Here is a 15,972-nt window from a genome sequence, read left to right on the forward strand (position 1 = left end):
ATAATTGACCACTGTTACATTTGGTAAATCGAGGAGTTGATCAAAATTTATCCACATAACCCACCTCCTGTTCTGTGTTACTATTATACCATGCTCACACAGAACCTAGAAGAGCCAAAAATTATCGCCAGTCAATCGGAATAATCAATAATGAATAATGGGGAGCATCTCATTTATGCAAGTGAGTAATTATACTTATCCCTAAAACTGGTTTCTAGCAAGGCTTTCAAAATAGCTTGACATAAAAACCTGATTTAGGGGTTACAAAGGTGAGATGCTCCTGAATAATGAATAATCTCTGTTTTACTTCTGTACTTTATGATTAATCTAGGGCAAAAATAACCAACTGAGGCAATTAACCTTTTTCAAGCTACCGAGTTTAGGTGGTAGTCACTGATAACTGGTAACTGATAACTGATAACTGAAATGACTCGCTTTATTTGGGATAAATTTAGCAAAGACTTCTTAGAAACCCTTCTTTCTCCCTACGGTACAGTAGTTATCAGCAAAGAAGTCACCTCAGAAATTAAAGAAATTGATGTGTATTTTAGTCCTAATACCGAGGCAATTCCCCCTCAGTTAGGATTATTAGGCAGATTATGCCAACATCCTTGTTTATTAGAACCCTATCGCAATGGGATTACCCTTGATGGTATCAATGATTGTCTATCCAAGCGCTTTGCTATTCGTGAAATCTTCCAGAGAGAAGCAAAGAGAAATAAACAGAGAATATCAGAGGAGGAGATACCTAAGTTATGGATTCTCACCCCTACAGCTAGTGAGCGCATTTTATCCCTGTTTACGGCTCAATTACAACCCAATTGGGGAGAAGGGGTTTATTTTCTCCCGGAGGGTTTCGGTACAGCTATTGTCGTCATTCATCAATTACCCGCAATCCCAGAGACATTATGGCTAAGATTATTGGGTAGAGGAGGAACAAGAGAGAGAGCTATCGATGAATTAACCAGATTATCGCCGAATAATCCCCTAAAATCGGCTTCCTTAAACTTATTGTATAATCTGAGTAGAAATTTAGAAGCGTTATCGAAAAAAACACAGGAGGATAGGGAGTTTATTATGCGTTTAGCTCCACTTTACCAACAGGATAGAGAACAAGCGGTTCAAGAGGGTGTACAGCAAGGAAGACAGCAAGGTCTTGAACAGGGTAGAATTCAAGAGGCCAATCTTGTTATTAGACTTCTTCAGCGACGTTTCGGTGAAATACCCCAAAATCTAGAAGAAACCATCCGTAACCTTCCTGTGGAGCGGTTAGAAGACTTAGGACTCGCTTTATTGGACTTTAACACTTTGACAGATTTAGAAAACTGGTTGCATCCGTGAACAATAGCGATCTCGCGTAGCGAGCGCGTTGCGAGCGCATTATCCATCCTTGATTATTCTATCGTCAAGGGGTCCACATCGATCGCCATACTTACCTTCGGTAAAACTAAGCTTTTCAAAGGACGAAAAAGACGACCGATATCAGCCTTTTCTCCCGATAATTTTAACAGAATTTGCCAGCGATAACGGTTAGCCACACGCATAATTGTTGCTGGTGCAGGTCCCAAAATATCCCAATCGGAACCGAAATTATTAACACATTCCTCTGCGACATTTTCGGCACTTTTCTGCACTGCTTCCCCATCTAAACCACTAAAGCGAATTAAGACTAAACTGCCGTAGGGAGGATAATTGAAACTCTCTCTGTGCATTAATTCCGTCTCGACAAAACCCTCATAATCGTGGGTTTGTACTGCTCTAATCACGGGATGTTCGGGGGTATAGGTTTGGATAATTACCTTTCCTTCTGTTTCTCCCCTTCCTGCTCTCCCTGCTACTTGGGTGAGGGTTTGAAAAGCGCGTTCGGAGGCGCGATAATCGGAGTGATAAAGTAAACCATCGGCTGCCATTACTCCTACTAGGGTAACTCGCTCTATATCTAATCCTTTGGTGAGCATTTGGGTTCCCACTAAAACATCAAACTCACCATCAGTAAATTTTTTTAATAGTTCCCGGGGAGCATTTTTGTTACGGGTGGTATCACTATCAAAACGCAGGCAGCGCAAATCAGGAAATTCTTTGGTTAATTCTTGGGTGACTCGCTGAGTGCCAGTGCCGAAAAATTTTAGATAGGGAGAACCGCATTCAGGACATTGTTTCGGATGGATGCGACCATAGTTGCAGTAGTGACAGCGGAGTAATTCTTGCGCTCCCGGTTCGGTGTGGTGGTAGGAGAGGGAGACATCACAGTGGGGACACTCCAGCACATAACCGCAACTTCGGCAAGATACAAAAGTACTATGACCCCGGCGACTGACGAATAAAATTGCCTGTTCTCCCTTGTCGCGCAGGGTTTCCAGAGATGAACGCAGGGATTGACTAAACAGGGAACGATTGCCTCGCTGCAATTCCCGTCGCATATCGACGATTTCCACCCGCGGTAAGGGGCGATTTTGGATGCGATCGGGCAAAGATAGGTAAAGACGGGGATTAACTTGGGATTCTAGCCATGTTTCTAGGGATGGCGTGGCCGAGCCTAAAATTACGGGACAATGGTTTAATTGAGCGCGCCATTTAGCCACGGTACGCGCGTGATAGGTGGGGAGTAATTGACTTTGTTTAAAGCTGCTATCGTGTTCTTCATCGAGGATAATCATGCCTAGGTGGGGTAAAGGGGCAAAAATCGCCGATCGCGTCCCGATAATGACTTGTGGGGTTCCTGTCAACATCTGTCGCCAGGTATCGTATCTTTCTCCTTCCGAGAGGGCGCTATGATAAACATAGACTCGATCGCCAAAACGGGCCACAAAGCGATCGGTTAGTTGCGGTGTTAATCCAATTTCGGGGACTAAAACCAAGGCAGATTTACCCGCTGCTAGGACAGGTGCGATCGCCTGTAGATAGACTTCTGTTTTACCCGATCCCGTCACTCCATGTAAGAGAGCGCTTTCACCACCTTTTAGGGTTTGAATGGCTTCTAAAGCCTGTTTTTGACTAGAAGTGAGTGTTTTTGGTTGATCCCTGCTCATAATCGCCGAGGATAAGCGCAGAAATTCCCGATCCTCAATCACCACATAACCCTTGTCAATGAGCGGTTTAAAATGTTTTGTCCCCGCAAGTTGTGCCAATTCTGGCAGCCACATTTCTCCCCCCTGATGACGGAGAATTTCGACAATTTTGCGCTGATTTTCGGTTAAATCCGGAGGAAAGTCGGTTATCAGTAGGGTAATGGCTTTTTTTAGCTTAATATTAGGACTTTTGGGTGCTTCTAGATAACTTTCTACCCAACCGCGCTTAACTAAATCTTTGATACCGTAATTGGCATTTTTTACTTTTTCTTGCAGGTATTTCGCCGAATAATCGCCTTCTTTTTGATTTTTGAGCAGGGATAAAATCTGACGGGAGAGGGGAGTACAAAAAACTTCCGCACCAGGGGGAATCGCTGCTGGTTTTAATCTGATGCGACGTTGGGAACTTCGCAGTAAACCCTTAGGTAAAGCGACGCGAACAACGGTGATTAAATCTGTTGCGTAGTATTGGGCGATTTTCGTCAATAACTGCCAATAATTATCGGGGAAAAACCCCTTAGCAATCACATCTTCCACGGGACGAATTTGATTTTCTTCCAGTCCTGCGGGCAAATTTTCGAGAAATCTAAGAGCAATTCCCCCAATTACCTGAGAACCAAAGGGAACGCTTAAAATATCGCCAATTTCTACTGTTAAATCCTGGGGGATACTATAGGTTAATATTTGCTGATCCTCTTGACTATCTCTAGGATAAGGGCGATCGACCAAAACCTCTAACCACAGTTGCCCAGTTGTGGTTAATTGGTAAGGTGTGCGAGGTTCCGCTACAGTCAGGGTAGCACAGCGATCGAGCATGGTTATCAGTTATCAGTTATTAGTTATCAGTTATCAGTGGGGAGCGGGAAGTGGGGAGTAGGAAGTGGGGAGTGGGAAGTGGGGAGAATGGGGTATTTAAATTATAGTTTAAAGCTTGAGGGGAATAAAACCAGTTAATTTTCTCTAAAAACAGTTTAATTATTGCTTTTTTGCCCACAAATTTTGATTTTTAGCCCGTGAAGTCTTCCCAAATGAGAATTATTGACTATTAGCTATTAAATCGCACCATAGTTAGTCGAAAGTTGAGAATAGTTCTCAATAAGAAAAGCGAAGAATAGTAATAAAAAGCTGACTGCTATCTTGATTGTTAAGAAGCGTGATCTTTACCTAGTCAAATACCAAAAACCTTAGTTAGAGTGTATAAGTGGAACCCCTGAAAGTCTCCCCTATTCACCAGAAAATCTGATTATCTGGTTGAGCGATTTGTAACCATGGACACAGAAGCACCCAATTATATCCCAGAAATGGCCGCCATTAATTAAGAAAACGTTTAAAAAATCTGCTCCCCGAAAATTCAATGTAACAATCAGCCCATTGGGAGAAACTAAGTTTTTCACCGCTATTATAACCCCACTCCATCCATAACTGCTTATGAAAATCTCTAAACTAGCCGCCGATGATAATTTTAATCAAATTATTGCCCTGGAGACAAATCCTTTAGAACTGGACAGCGTGGATTTTGCTGAAAGAACTGACGAAGATCTGACTGAACCTTTACCGGAAACCCTAAAAACCACTCGTGGGAGTAGTGGAACTGGATACGATAAAGGCAGCAATGAAGACACTGTTGGGGCATTTTTTAAAGAAATGGCTCGTTATCCCCTGCTTAGTGCGGAAGAAGAAATTGAATTAGCCTACTCGGTTAAGTTTCTCATGGAAGCGGAAGAAGTACGCCAAAAACTGCAAGAAAATTTACATCGTCCCCCGACGAAAACGGAATGGGCGATCGCTTTAGAATTAGATAATGAACGTCAACTGGAAAACCGTCTTTATCGCGGACGAACAGCTAAACGGAAAATGATTCGTTCTAATTTGCGCTTGGTGGTTTCTATCGCTAAACGCTATTTAAATCGCGGGGTTCCTTTCTTAGATTTAATTCAAGAAGGTGCGATCGGACTCAACCGTGCGGCCGAAAAATTCGATCCCAATAAAGGTTATAAATTCTCCACCTATGCTTATTGGTGGATTCGACAAGCAATCACCCGCACTATTGCTAACGATGCGCGAACAATTCGTTTACCGATTCACATTGTCGAAAAACTCAATAAACTCAAAAAAGTGCAGCGCATTCTCAAGCAAGATTTACAGCGCAATCCCAATGAACGGGAACTTGCGGAAGCGTTAGAAATAACTCCCGAACAATTGCGGCAATTATTACAATTGCGTCGTCAATCTCTCTCTTTAAATCATCGTGTAGGGAAGGGAGAAGATACGGAATTAGTGGATCTTTTGGAAGATGATGATCTACAACTTCCCGAAGATAAAATGAATGAGATGATGATGCGTCAGGAAATTTTCGCGGTTTTAAGTGATGTTCTCACCGAACGGGAAAAAGATGTTATCTCCCTCCGTTATGGTTTAGCTACCAGTCAACCCTATACCCTAGAGGAAGTGGGGGGAATGTTCAATTTATCTCGCGAACGAGTACGTCAAATTCAAACTAAAGCGATGCGAAAATTACGTCGTCCTCAAGTCGCACGTCGTCTGAAAGGATGGTTACATTAATAATTTTTTCTAACTCGTTCTCTCCCCTCTCCTTTTTCCTGGAGAGCTTTTTTTTTGTCGATATTTAGCTTAAAATTAAGTAGCTGGTTATAATTAAATTAAAAATGGATTTTAGGTTCGATCCCCCCTGCCCCCCTTGATAAGGGGGGTGCCGATAGGCGGGGGGATCCCCCCTTAATCCCCCCTTAATAAGGGGGGCATCTGACAACTTTTAACGCCTACCTACTTAAGATCAAGCTGATTTTCTCAGTAGATAGTCATAATACCTATGAACCGACATCTCCAACGGAAAGTGAAAACGGGAAAATATCAATCTCCAGAAAAAGTCATTGACTTTGCTTTGCAGTTACTCGATGAATACGAACAAATAACTGATGCGGAATGGAGAGAAGATATTCGGCAAAAAATAGATGAAGCTATTATTTTTTCTAGTTCTCAATAAAATCAAACTAATTCAATATGTCCAAAAATTCTTGGTTAATTCCCGATAATATTTATTTTCTCAACCATGGTTCCTATGGTGCAACCCCTAGAATAGTCTTGGATTATCAGCAACAATTGCGGGAACGAATGGAAAGGCAACCTTTAGCATTTTTGGGGAGAGAATTAGAGGGTTTATTAGATATTGCTAGGCAAAAATTAGCGGATTTAGTCAGTGTAAATAGCGATGATTTAGTCTTTGTTCCCAATGCAACCACAGCAGTGAATGCGGTGTTAAATTCCTTAACTTTTCAGGAAAATGAGGAAATTCTGATCACCGATCAGACCTATAATGCTTGTGCTAATGCAGTTAAACATATAGCTAAAAGATGGGGTTTAAAGGTAATTATCGCTAAAATTCCCTTTCCTGTACAGTCCTCTTTAGAAATTAGTCAAGCAATTTTAGCATCTGTTTCTCCCCAGACAAAATTAGTAGTTTTAGATCATGTCACCAGTCCCACGGCCTTAATTTGGCCAATCGCAGAAATTGTGCAAGAATTAAATAATCGGGGTATTGATACTCTCATCGATGGCGCTCATGCTTTAGGTTTTTTACCCCTTAATATCAGGACAATTAATCCCACCTATTATACTGCTAATTGTCATAAGTGGTTATGTAGTCCCAAGGGGGCTGCTTTTCTCTATGTGCGCGGGGATAAACAGGCAATAATTCGACCTTTAACTATTAGCCATGGAGCAAATTCTCCTCGACAAGATCGTTCCCGTTTTCAGTTAGAATTTGCTTGGATGGGAACCGATGATCCCAGCGCTTATTTATCAGTGCCAAAAGCGATCGAGTTTTTAAATTCTCTCTCTATTGATGGTTTACTGGGTCTGATGGCGAGGAATCGTAATTTGGTTTTAAAAGCCAGAAATTTGCTTTGTCATGCCTTGCAGGTCAATTATCCCTGTCCAGAATCAATGATTGGAGCGATGTCCTCAATTCTAATTCCTAGTTATTCCTGGCCAGCAGAAGATTTATCTAGGCAACTGTGGGAAAAATATCAGATTGAAGTGCCGATAATTCCTTGGGGAGAAGCATCATTAATTGTGAGAATTTCTGCTCACTACTATAATTCGATCGAGCAGTATGAATATTTAGCTGAGGTTTTAAATTACTTGCTATTTAGGCAAAGATAAGCTGGGAGCAGGGAGCATCGGAGCAGGGGAAAAAAATCCATAACTGAGTTTTTAAAGTTGGATTTGGAGTTAATAACGGACTTGCCATGAGAACCGATAATTGGGCTAAAATACTTCTTGGAGCATGGTTTCCTTGAGCATTTCTAAACCCTTTTTCACCCGACGGGAGACGGTAACGACACTAATGCCTAATTGTTCGGCTGTTTCCCGTTGAGTAAGATCTTTAAGGAAGACAAATTCAAGAATATGACGGGTTTTGTCTTCTAATTGAGCCATTGCCTGTTGTAAACGAATGCGATCCTCTTGACACAGTTGAAAGCTGCGATAACGGGGATCGGGAACGATGTCTTTTAAACAAGTATGATTATCTTCATCGTTATTAACCGTCGCATCGAGACTAAGAGGTTCACGGTTTTGGAAAGCCAGTTTTACCTCTTGCCATTCTGCGAGGGAAATATTTAAAGCGAGGGAGATTTCCGTATCGTTGGGTTGACGATTGTAGAGGGACTGGAAATCCCGACGCATATTTGTTGCTTGTCTGCCTAAATCTAACCAACGACGAGGAATACGAACTGTGTAACCTTTATCCCGTAGATAGTGTTGAATTTCGCCGCGAATATAGGGAATAGCGAAGGAACTAAAAGCATGACCTTTGCTGCTGTCAAAACGCTGAACCGCTCGAATTAGTCCCATAGAGCCAACCTGCAATAAATCTTCGTAATTTTCAGGGCATTGATTGACCCAATGATGAGCTTCCCTTCTGACTAATCCTAGGTTTAACTCCATAATTTGATCTCGTAACTTATTATCTCCTGTTTTTTGATATTTTTGAAACAGGGTGAGAGTTTCTAGTTTAAGATTTTCTTTATTTAGGACAGACATAGGGCGTTAACAGACTTAAAAAATCATTGACTATAAAAGCTCACTATTGCAATTGGCTTTGACAAATCCCAATACAGTCTAGATTAGAAGCGGCAAGCAATGGCAACAATGGAACTTACTACGATCTTCATCATACGGTCTTTACATAAAGGCTTGTGTGATTTCACGCGGTCAAGCCAGTATTTAAAGACACAGGTAAGCTAAAACCCAGGTAATTAGGGTTGGCTGAAAAAGTTGTTCCTAGAGGCAGGGTGTGGGGTGTGGGGTGTGAATTTTCCCCCTGAAAAAGCCTTAATCTAACAAGGTTTTTGGATTTATTCAGCAGCCCTATCTAGGGTTTGCGGCAAAAAGTAGGGGCGAAGCATTCGGATAGAAAATCTACGGTTTCAGCGATAGGTTATTGTCCGAATGCTTCGCCCGTACAGGACGCGATCGCCGATCAAGATGTAAGGTTTTTGAGCCACTAGCTTGAAAATCTTGCAGCTGCTTCGCCAAAAAGCCCCAAACCCCATACCTCGTCTATATTTCACATTTATTCAGCCAACCCTATCCAGAAAACTAGAAGTCGAACAAAGGTAAACTCCGATCCTTATTTTTCGGCAATTTCGCCAGTAAACCTAAATGTTCGTAGGCGGCTGCCGTCACCATGCGACCCCGGGGGGTACGATGAAGATAACCTATTTGTAATAAATAAGGCTCATACACCTCCTCAATCGTTTTGGCATCTTCTCCCGTGGCTGCTGCTACTGCTTCCAATCCCACGGGTTTACCTTGAAACTGTTCGATCATCGTCTTTAATACTAATCGATCGGTCCAATCTAAACCCATAGAATCCACATTTAATTGATTTAATCCCTCAGCGGCTAACTGGGGGGTGATCATAGTTTCTCCCTTCACCTGCACATAGTCGCGTACTCGTTTTAATAAACGATTGGCAATGCGTGGAGTTCCCCGACTGCGACGGGCAATTTCGATCGCACCCGCTTCAGTAATGGGAATATTAAATATAGTAGCACTTCTGAGCATAATTGCCGTCAATTCCTCAACTGTATAGAAACGCAGACGTTGAATCATGCCAAAACGATCGCGTAAAGGCGCAGTTAAAGAGCCAACTTTGGTAGTAGCACCGATTAAAGTAAAGGGAGGTAAAGAAATACTGCGAATTTTCGCCGCTTGACCCTTACCAATCGTCACATCTAGGCGATAATCCTCCATCGCTGGGTATAATAACTCCTCCGTCACCCGATTCAGTCGATGAATTTCGTCGATAAAAAGAATATCCCGGGGTTGAAGATTGATCAGGATGCCGGTAATGTCCCGGGGACGCTCTAAAGCGGGGGCGGCAGTAATGCGGCAATTTACTCCCATCTGGGCCGCTAAAATTAAAGCCATGGTGGTTTTGCCTAACCCCGGCGGTCCGTAGAAGAGCAGATGATCGATCGCTTCTTGTCTAGCTTTGGCCGCGGCGATGGTGACTTTTAGATTAGCCTTTAAGTCCTGTTGACCGATATAATCCTCTAGGGATTGCGGACGAATCTGCGCTTCTGCTTTTTCCGTTTCTTCTATAGTGGGATTGGGAGTGAGCAGATTTTCCTCGGCAGCCGGGGTGGAATTATGCGATCGTTTGATGGCCATTGTTACAATCAAGAGTCTAGGATATGTTAGCGAAGCGGATTTTGCCTTGTTTGGATGTCAATAAAGGTCGGGTAGTGAAGGGGGTTAATTTTGTCAATCTTCAGGATGCTGGCGACCCCGTGGAGTTGGCCCGCTTGTATAATCAGGCAGGGGCTGATGAGTTGGTTTTTCTTGATATTACTGCTACCCATGAAGATCGCGACACGATTATTGATGTAGTCTATCGCACGGCGGAACAGGTTTTTATTCCTCTGACAGTGGGTGGGGGCATCCAATCCTTAGAAAATATTAAAAATTTGTTAAGAGCCGGGGCCGATAAAGTCAGCATTAACTCGGCTGCCGTGCGCGAGCCGGAATTGCTCGATCGAGCCAGCGATCGCTTTGGGAAACAGTGCATTGTGGTGGCGATCGATGCTAGACGACGCAAGGATGTGCATAACCCTGGTTGGGAGGTTTATGTTCGGGGTGGACGGGAAAATACGGGTATTGATGCTTTATTATGGGCCCAAGAAGTGGAAAAACGCGGGGCGGGTGAGTTGTTAGTTACCAGTATGGATGCCGACGGCACGCAAGCGGGTTATGATCTGGCCTTGACAAAAGCGATCGCTGAAAGGGTGGAGATTCCTGTGATTGCTTCGGGAGGAGCGGGTAATTGTCAGCATATCTACGAAGCATTGACGGAAGGGCGGGCAGAAGCGGCTTTATTGGCTTCTTTGCTCCATTATGGTCAATTAACCATCGCTGAGGTCAAAAATTATCTGCAAAATCAACAAGTACCCGTGCGTTAGCCGGGGAAAATGAGAGCAAGATTTGCAGAACTTAATCTAGGGATTGAGTCGCTTTTTCGGGAAAAGGATTTCTTTAGGCTGCAAACCAAGAAGAGTAAGGTTTACACCTATTACTGAAAGTCAATGGCTGACGGCTGACAGCCGCGATCGAGAAACCGGCAAAAATCCCTGTTTTTAACTTCAGTCCGATTATCCCTGGGGAAAATTATGTATTAGAATAGATGAAAGTTAACAAAATTTAAAATATGTTAGTTCCGATTCTCATCTTTGACCTCGGTCTTGTGGCTTGGTCATTGCATCTGATGCAGCAAGCGTTCGACAGGCAAGAGTTTTCCTTGATGCTGGCGGGAACCTTGGTGGCAGCAGCGGCAGCGGCTATGTTAGTAGTTTATTTCCTCATGGGTCACTGTTTAACCTATTTAACCCAAATTTCGGCTCCTGTCTAAATGGGGGCGATTGTTTCACTCTTGTGGATGAGCGATCGTCTTGGCAGTGACAAATTTTTTTCTCGCCCCCCCTTGACAAAATGATTCTATTTAAGCTATATTCAAAAATGGTCTTCGCGGGGTTATAGCTCAGTTGGTAGAGCACCTCAATGGCATTGAGGGGGTCAGCGGTTCGAATCCGCTTAGCTCCATAAAGTTAGGATAAGAGTTTCAGAGTTGCTTGGACCAGAAAAGTAACGAGGAGATGCTAGATTGAAAGAGGATTTCTGGTTAGAAAAGTCTCTTTTTACCTCGATACTCTCTCAGGACAAAATTAATAAACCTCTTGCATAATTAATTTTTGAGGGTTCAAAAAAGGCAAAAACAAGGATTAAATTACATAAAATCTGTAAATAGACCGTTTAATTGATTATTATTCATTCTTAATTCTCCTGACTACTAACTCCTGACTCCTGACTCCTAACCCTAACAACAATTTTTGATTTTTACAAGAGGTCTAATGATAGAGCTTTTTAAGCAACTACCTCGTTGGTTGCGGCTAAGTCTAGTTTTTCCGCTCTTATTTCTCAATGGTTGGTTATTATTCCAATTATTTAGCTATCTAGAACCCTTAGTCAGTATTTTTGTCACTGCTAGTTTACTAGCTTTTGTCCTAGATGTTCCCATCAAACTGCTGCAAAGACGCGGGGTTAATCGCAGTGGTTCGATCGCTATTGTCTTTTTAATTGCCCTATTAATTTTGAGCGTTTTAGGTTTAATTTTAATTCCCCAGATTGTCGAGCAATTAAGCAGTTTAATCAATAGTTTGCCCCAGTGGATCGAGTCGGGAACCGAACAGATACAAAATTTAGAAAAGTGGGATAAAACTCAGAAATATGCGATTTATATCGAGCAATCAATTACCCAGTTATCGGAACGACTAACTAACGTTTTACAAACTCTTAGCACTCAATTACTAAGCTTTGTGCTGGGAACTATCAACAGTATCCTAAACATTCTATTTGTTCTGGTTCTCACCGTCTTTCTTGTTCTCTATGGCGAACAAATTTGGGAGGGAATTTTTAGCTGGATTCCTGCTCCTTGGAATCTCAAATTAAGAACGATTATTCGTCAAACTTTTGAAACCTATTTTGCCGGTCAAACCATTTTGGCGGGAATTCTCAGCCTTGCTCAAATTTTTGTTTTTGTGATTCTCAAGGTTGATTATGCCCTATTATTCGGGGTGGCAATCGGTCTAACTACATTAATTCCTTTTGCCAGTGCCTTCACCATTATTGGCATTAGTACCCTACTGATGTTTCAAGATTTTTGGTTAGGGTTAAAAGTTTTGACCCTGACTATTATTGTCGGTCAAATTAATGATAATGTCATCGCCCCTCGGTTAATGGGAGGTATGATCGGACTTAATCCCGTCTGGATTATTCTATCTCTTTTTATCGGTGGCAAAGTGGCAGGAATTCTCGGTTTATTGATAGCAGTTCCTATCGCTAGTGTGCTGAAAAGTACCATCGATATCATCCGCTCGCAGCAGCGGGAAAAAGAACCGGTAGTTATCCTAGAAGAAACGGTGAAAAATTCCTCGGAGGAGAGCAAATAATAATAAATCCTGTTTTTTCAGTGAACAGTAAACAGTAAACAGTAATGAGTGAATTGAAAACTCACATCTGCTAACTGATAACTGATAACTGATAACTGATAACTGTTATGAGCGGCTAATTTCTTCGAGAATAGCCATCGCTTCTGTCACCCTATCCCTAGGGATAAATAAATGATCGTGATAATAACCAGAAATGACATTGACGCTAATTGCTGCTGCGGCCAGTTTCTCGCTAATTACCGCTAAAAATCCCACCGCCGCTAAACTAGAATGCACAGAAAGAGTAATTTGTCTATAAATATATTTGTACTGCAAGCCCGTCCGATCGGCTTGCTGACGGGGAATAATCACCGTTATGCCTTCCTCTTCCTGAAATTGGCAGATAGGGGTTAATTGTAGCTGTTCTAGTCCTGTTGCTGTTAGGGAAGAAAAAACGAATTCTTCGGTATTTAGGACTGGTTTCAGGGATTGGAGCAGAATATCGAGATTAGTTTCGCCTTCCTTTGGTTTTTCTGGCGATTTTTTCGCCGCATCCATACAATGATTGGCAGCAGCGTCAGCCAAACTATTTTTAGCTCGTTCAATCCAGCGCCAGCTAATGCGATCGAATCGGGCAACTAATTGACAAGCACGCTGATAAAAGGGACGTAAACTATCGCTTTTTACCTTCCAGTCTCCCTTAACTTGATTGATGACTAATTGACTGTCTCCGCGAATTTCTAGGCTTTTTAAGCCTAATTCTTGGGCTTTTTCCAATCCAATAATCAATCCCGTGTATTCGGCCTCGTTATTAGTGGCTCTCTCCATATATCTAGTCGTGGTCAAGGAATTACCCTCGGCTAAAACTATTACCGCTGCACCGGCTGCTCTCCCCGGATTGCCGCGAGAACCACCATCAAAATAGAGAATTGCTGAATTATCGGTTTTTTGAGCTTTTTTATCCATAATTTTCGTCAATAAATCTTGTTATCTCCATTTTTATCTCTTTGACAATTCTAGGCGGTAGCGATTCCGGGATCGGCAAAGCGGACAAGGCAACAATAGCAAGATTTTAGCCGATCGCCGCTACCGGGTAACTTTTTTTCTTCAGGTTATTGATAATTATTTGCAGTTGTTGGTTATACTGAGAACATCAGCCTAGAGTTATATTGCTAATAGTTCTCAATTAAAAGCCCCATGAGTATAGACAAATGGCCATCGGAAGGTGAGAAAATCTTCAATCTTAGTGCTTGGGATCCCTGGCAGGTTTACCACCAGATGCAGGCCCTAAACATTGAATGTCAATGCTCGCTCCATCAGCTTTTGCCGGTTCGCATTGATGCCTCCGCTCAACTTTTATAGCTGTGGATTGTCCTGCGACAGGTGGAGGCCTCCCGAGGCTGTTTAATCGCTTGGCTAGAAACCTGTTGGCAGGCATAATCCTTGAGAAAAATTAGCAATCTGAGAGTAAAAAGTGAGAAAGTATGTCAAAATCTGTAACTAGCATGGTTCCCTTTCAAGTGGTCGGTCAATTCCTCGGTTTTGTCCTCAAGGACGGATATAAGGTAAAATACCTGAGAATCAGTGTTGATAAACGAGAATATTGGTTTAAGCCCGAAAAAACACTGCGAGACCACATACCTCTCAATATTGCTCTCCACTCATGGCTAAAAGTGACGGGAGAAAGTAGTCTTTGTTCAAAAAAGGGAAAATTAAAACTGAGGGTACTAGGGATCGAGCATTTATCTGGCGAAAAAACCCCAGAAGTCGCCCCGGCAAAAGCGAAAAAAGCCACCGTCTTAATCTGTCAGAAGTCTGATTGTTGGAAAAATGGCGGTGCGAGAGTTTGCCAAAGGTTGGAGAGTGGTTTAGAGGAAAAAGGACTGGGAGAAGCGGTGAATATTAAATTAACCGGCTGTTTAAAACAGTGCAAAAAAGGCCCGAATCTGGTGGTTATGCCCGATAAAAAGCATTATAATCAGGTAGCTCCCCAAGATGTCCCCTCCCTAATCGAGCGGCATTTTGCCACTTCTGAGCAAGGGAATAGCCTATCAGTCTAACCAGGAATTTAATCGGCGATCGCTATTGACAAACGATCTTTTTTGTGTATCAAAGGGACGAAGTGCCTAAAATTGTAATAAATTAGGGATAGAAAAAGTCAATTCTTGCCGCCGATAATTTATGACTGCTGCCACTGCAACCTTGTTAATTTCTTGTCCTGACCAGATTGGTCTAGTGGCGAAAATCGCTAATTTTATCTACGCTAATGGCGGCAATATTATCCACGCTGACCAACACACGGATTTTTCGGCGGGATTGTTCCTGATGCGGATAGAATGGCAATTAGAAGGGTTTAATTTACCCCGTGGGATGATCGAACCAGCTTTCGCCGCTATTGCCAAACCTTTGCAGGCTAGTTGGTCTTTGCATTTTTCCGATACTGTCCCGCGTCTAGCTATTTGGGTGACAAAACAGGATCATTGTCTCCTCGATTTATTATGGCGACAACACGGGGGAGAAATTAGGGCAGAAATTCCTTTAATTATTAGCAATCATCCAGAATTACACTCAGTTGCCAATCAATTCGGTATTGAGTTTCATCATCTTCCCATTACCGCCGAAACCAAGATTGAACAGGAAGCCAGACAATTAGAGTTACTGCGGGAATACCGGATAGATTTAGTGATTTTAGCTAAATATATGCAGGTTCTCACTCCAGATTTTATTAACTTTTTCCCCAATATTATCAATATTCATCATTCTTTTTTACCGGCTTTTGCCGGAGCTAATCCCTATCAACGGGCTTACGATCGAGGGGTAAAAATTATTGGAGCCACCGCCCATTATATCACTGCCGATCTCGATCAGGGGCCAATTATCGAGCAGGATGTGGTCAGAGTTAGCCATCGCGATACCGTAGGAGATTTAATTCGTCAAGGTAAGGATTTAGAAAGGGTGGTGTTAGCGCGAGCGGTACGTTTACACTTGCAAAATCGCGTTTTGGTTTACGCTAATCGCACGGTAGTGTTCGCTTAAGGTTGCTAGGGTAAGCTCATCTAAAATGGGATAAGATGTACTGGACAAAAAAGACATCATTGCGGGTTAAAAATTAGGAAGTATCGGCGCAATTGACTAAAATAGCAATAGACCAGAGCAGAAGGAAAAATTTATCTATGGCAACCACATCCGAAGATGTATGGCGACTCTTAGCCGAATTAACTGCCGCTCAAAAAGAAACTGACCGACAACTCAAGGAAACTGACAAACAACTCAAAGAACTGGGCAAACAAATTGGGGGACTTGGTGCCAAATTCGGCAGCTTTACCGAAGGACTTGCCCTTCCCTCAATGGAAACGATTCTCAGACAACGCTTTGGTATGGAAGTTGTTAGTCCC

At 42.5% G+C, this 15,972-nt stretch carries 15 protein-coding genes and 1 tRNA gene; 12 read left to right on the forward strand and 4 right to left on the reverse strand.

What is annotated here, in order from left to right; genetic code table 11:
* The first annotated feature begins 426 nt into the window (after positions 1-426).
* A complete protein-coding gene (locus EWV66_RS14020) occupies positions 427-1,341 on the forward strand; it encodes a DUF4351 domain-containing protein (protein WP_287108023.1) in 915 nt (304 codons plus the stop codon).
* Positions 1,342-1,394: 53 nt separating this feature from the next.
* Here the strand turns inward: EWV66_RS14020 and priA are convergent, their stop codons facing one another.
* Positions 1,395-3,884, reverse strand: coding sequence for a primosomal protein N' (gene priA / locus EWV66_RS14025; protein ID WP_287108024.1), 2,490 nt, complete (start codon positions 3,882-3,884; stop codon positions 1,395-1,397).
* A 612-nt stretch (positions 3,885-4,496) separates the two neighbouring features.
* Here priA and EWV66_RS14030 point away from each other — a divergent pair.
* From EWV66_RS14030 to EWV66_RS14040, 3 genes are all read left to right on the forward strand, one after another.
* Positions 4,497-5,630 carry an RNA polymerase sigma factor, RpoD/SigA family gene (locus tag EWV66_RS14030; RefSeq protein WP_287108026.1) on the forward strand — a complete coding sequence of 378 codons (1,134 nt, stop codon included), beginning with the start codon at positions 4,497-4,499 and terminating at the stop codon, positions 5,628-5,630.
* A 268-nt stretch (positions 5,631-5,898) separates the two neighbouring features.
* Entirely contained in the window at positions 5,899-6,072 is a 174-nt protein-coding gene (locus tag EWV66_RS14035; protein WP_002796065.1) for a hypothetical protein, read from the forward strand.
* A gap of 17 nt (positions 6,073-6,089) precedes the next feature.
* Positions 6,090-7,250 carry an aminotransferase class V-fold PLP-dependent enzyme gene (locus tag EWV66_RS14040; protein WP_287108027.1) on the forward strand — a complete coding sequence of 387 codons (1,161 nt, stop codon included), beginning with the start codon at positions 6,090-6,092 and terminating at the stop codon, positions 7,248-7,250.
* 105 nt (positions 7,251-7,355) lie between these two features.
* Here the strand turns inward: EWV66_RS14040 and EWV66_RS14045 are convergent, their stop codons facing one another.
* On the reverse strand, positions 7,356-8,132 hold the full coding sequence (locus tag EWV66_RS14045) for an RNA polymerase sigma factor SigF (RefSeq protein WP_052275964.1): 777 nt from the start codon (positions 8,130-8,132) through the stop codon (positions 7,356-7,358).
* 558 nt (positions 8,133-8,690) lie between these two features.
* Entirely contained in the window at positions 8,691-9,767 is a 1,077-nt protein-coding gene (gene ruvB, locus EWV66_RS14050) for a Holliday junction branch migration DNA helicase RuvB (protein WP_052275963.1), read from the reverse strand.
* Between the two features lie 23 nt (positions 9,768-9,790).
* On the opposite strand from ruvB, the gene hisF reads away from it, so the two are divergent.
* The 4 genes from hisF to EWV66_RS14070 all read left to right on the forward strand — a co-directional run bounded on the left by hisF (position 9,791) and on the right by EWV66_RS14070 (position 12,598).
* Positions 9,791-10,555: an imidazole glycerol phosphate synthase subunit HisF gene (gene hisF, locus EWV66_RS14055; RefSeq protein ID WP_002764651.1), complete on the forward strand. Its 765-nt coding sequence runs from the start codon at positions 9,791-9,793 to the stop codon at positions 10,553-10,555.
* A 245-nt stretch (positions 10,556-10,800) separates the two neighbouring features.
* Positions 10,801-11,001 carry a hypothetical protein gene (locus EWV66_RS14060; protein ID WP_002744967.1) on the forward strand — a complete coding sequence of 67 codons (201 nt, stop codon included), beginning with the start codon at positions 10,801-10,803 and terminating at the stop codon, positions 10,999-11,001.
* A 118-nt stretch (positions 11,002-11,119) separates the two neighbouring features.
* Positions 11,120-11,192, forward strand: a tRNA-Ala gene (locus EWV66_RS14065).
* Between the two features lie 308 nt (positions 11,193-11,500).
* A complete protein-coding gene (locus EWV66_RS14070; protein ID WP_287108029.1) occupies positions 11,501-12,598 on the forward strand; it encodes an AI-2E family transporter in 1,098 nt (365 codons plus the stop codon).
* 105 nt (positions 12,599-12,703) lie between these two features.
* On the opposite strand, the gene EWV66_RS14075 is transcribed toward EWV66_RS14070, so the two are convergent.
* Entirely contained in the window at positions 12,704-13,543 is an 840-nt protein-coding gene (locus EWV66_RS14075; protein WP_052275962.1) for a reverse transcriptase-like protein, read from the reverse strand.
* Positions 13,544-13,774: 231 nt separating this feature from the next.
* Between EWV66_RS14075 and EWV66_RS14080 the strand changes: the two genes are divergently transcribed.
* The 4 genes from EWV66_RS14080 to EWV66_RS14095 form a co-directional block, all read left to right on the forward strand.
* On the forward strand, positions 13,775-13,939 hold the full coding sequence (locus EWV66_RS14080) for an Asr1405/Asl0597 family protein (RefSeq protein WP_167341537.1): 165 nt from the start codon (positions 13,775-13,777) through the stop codon (positions 13,937-13,939).
* Positions 13,940-14,061: 122 nt separating this feature from the next.
* Positions 14,062-14,637, forward strand: a complete 576-nt coding sequence (locus EWV66_RS14085) for a (2Fe-2S) ferredoxin domain-containing protein (protein ID WP_052275961.1) — start codon at positions 14,062-14,064, stop codon at positions 14,635-14,637.
* 121 nt (positions 14,638-14,758) lie between these two features.
* Positions 14,759-15,613, forward strand: coding sequence for a formyltetrahydrofolate deformylase (purU, locus tag EWV66_RS14090; protein ID WP_052275960.1), 855 nt, complete (start codon positions 14,759-14,761; stop codon positions 15,611-15,613).
* A gap of 137 nt (positions 15,614-15,750) precedes the next feature.
* On the forward strand, positions 15,751-15,972 hold a 222-nt coding region (locus EWV66_RS14095; protein WP_287108032.1), incomplete at its 3' end, for a DUF3782 domain-containing protein.

Source organism: Microcystis sp. M_OC_Ca_00000000_C217Col (assembly GCF_007095585.1).
In the GTDB taxonomy this organism is placed as follows: Bacteria; Cyanobacteriota; Cyanobacteriia; order Cyanobacteriales; family Microcystaceae; genus Microcystis; species Microcystis panniformis.

What these genes read in the sequence shown, in the direction of transcription:
- EWV66_RS14020 (WP_287108023.1), top strand. Translation starts at nt 427, where the DNA reads ATGACTCGCTTTATTTGGGATAAATTTAGCAAAGACTTCTTAGAAACC.
- priA (WP_287108024.1), bottom strand. Translation starts at nt 3,884, where the DNA reads ATGCTCGATCGCTGTGCTACCCTGACTGTAGCGGAACCTCGCACACCT.
- EWV66_RS14030 (WP_287108026.1), top strand. Translation starts at nt 4,497, where the DNA reads ATGAAAATCTCTAAACTAGCCGCCGATGATAATTTTAATCAAATTATT.
- EWV66_RS14035 (WP_002796065.1), top strand. Translation starts at nt 5,899, where the DNA reads ATGAACCGACATCTCCAACGGAAAGTGAAAACGGGAAAATATCAATCT.
- EWV66_RS14040 (WP_287108027.1), top strand. Translation starts at nt 6,090, where the DNA reads ATGTCCAAAAATTCTTGGTTAATTCCCGATAATATTTATTTTCTCAAC.
- EWV66_RS14045 (WP_052275964.1), bottom strand. Translation starts at nt 8,132, where the DNA reads ATGTCTGTCCTAAATAAAGAAAATCTTAAACTAGAAACTCTCACCCTG.
- ruvB (WP_052275963.1), bottom strand. Translation starts at nt 9,767, where the DNA reads ATGGCCATCAAACGATCGCATAATTCCACCCCGGCTGCCGAGGAAAAT.
- hisF (WP_002764651.1), top strand. Translation starts at nt 9,791, where the DNA reads ATGTTAGCGAAGCGGATTTTGCCTTGTTTGGATGTCAATAAAGGTCGG.
- EWV66_RS14060 (WP_002744967.1), top strand. Translation starts at nt 10,801, where the DNA reads ATGTTAGTTCCGATTCTCATCTTTGACCTCGGTCTTGTGGCTTGGTCA.
- EWV66_RS14070 (WP_287108029.1), top strand. Translation starts at nt 11,501, where the DNA reads ATGATAGAGCTTTTTAAGCAACTACCTCGTTGGTTGCGGCTAAGTCTA.
- EWV66_RS14075 (WP_052275962.1), bottom strand. Translation starts at nt 13,543, where the DNA reads ATGGATAAAAAAGCTCAAAAAACCGATAATTCAGCAATTCTCTATTTT.
- EWV66_RS14080 (WP_167341537.1), top strand. Translation starts at nt 13,775, where the DNA reads ATGAGTATAGACAAATGGCCATCGGAAGGTGAGAAAATCTTCAATCTT.
- EWV66_RS14085 (WP_052275961.1), top strand. Translation starts at nt 14,062, where the DNA reads ATGTCAAAATCTGTAACTAGCATGGTTCCCTTTCAAGTGGTCGGTCAA.
- purU (WP_052275960.1), top strand. Translation starts at nt 14,759, where the DNA reads ATGACTGCTGCCACTGCAACCTTGTTAATTTCTTGTCCTGACCAGATT.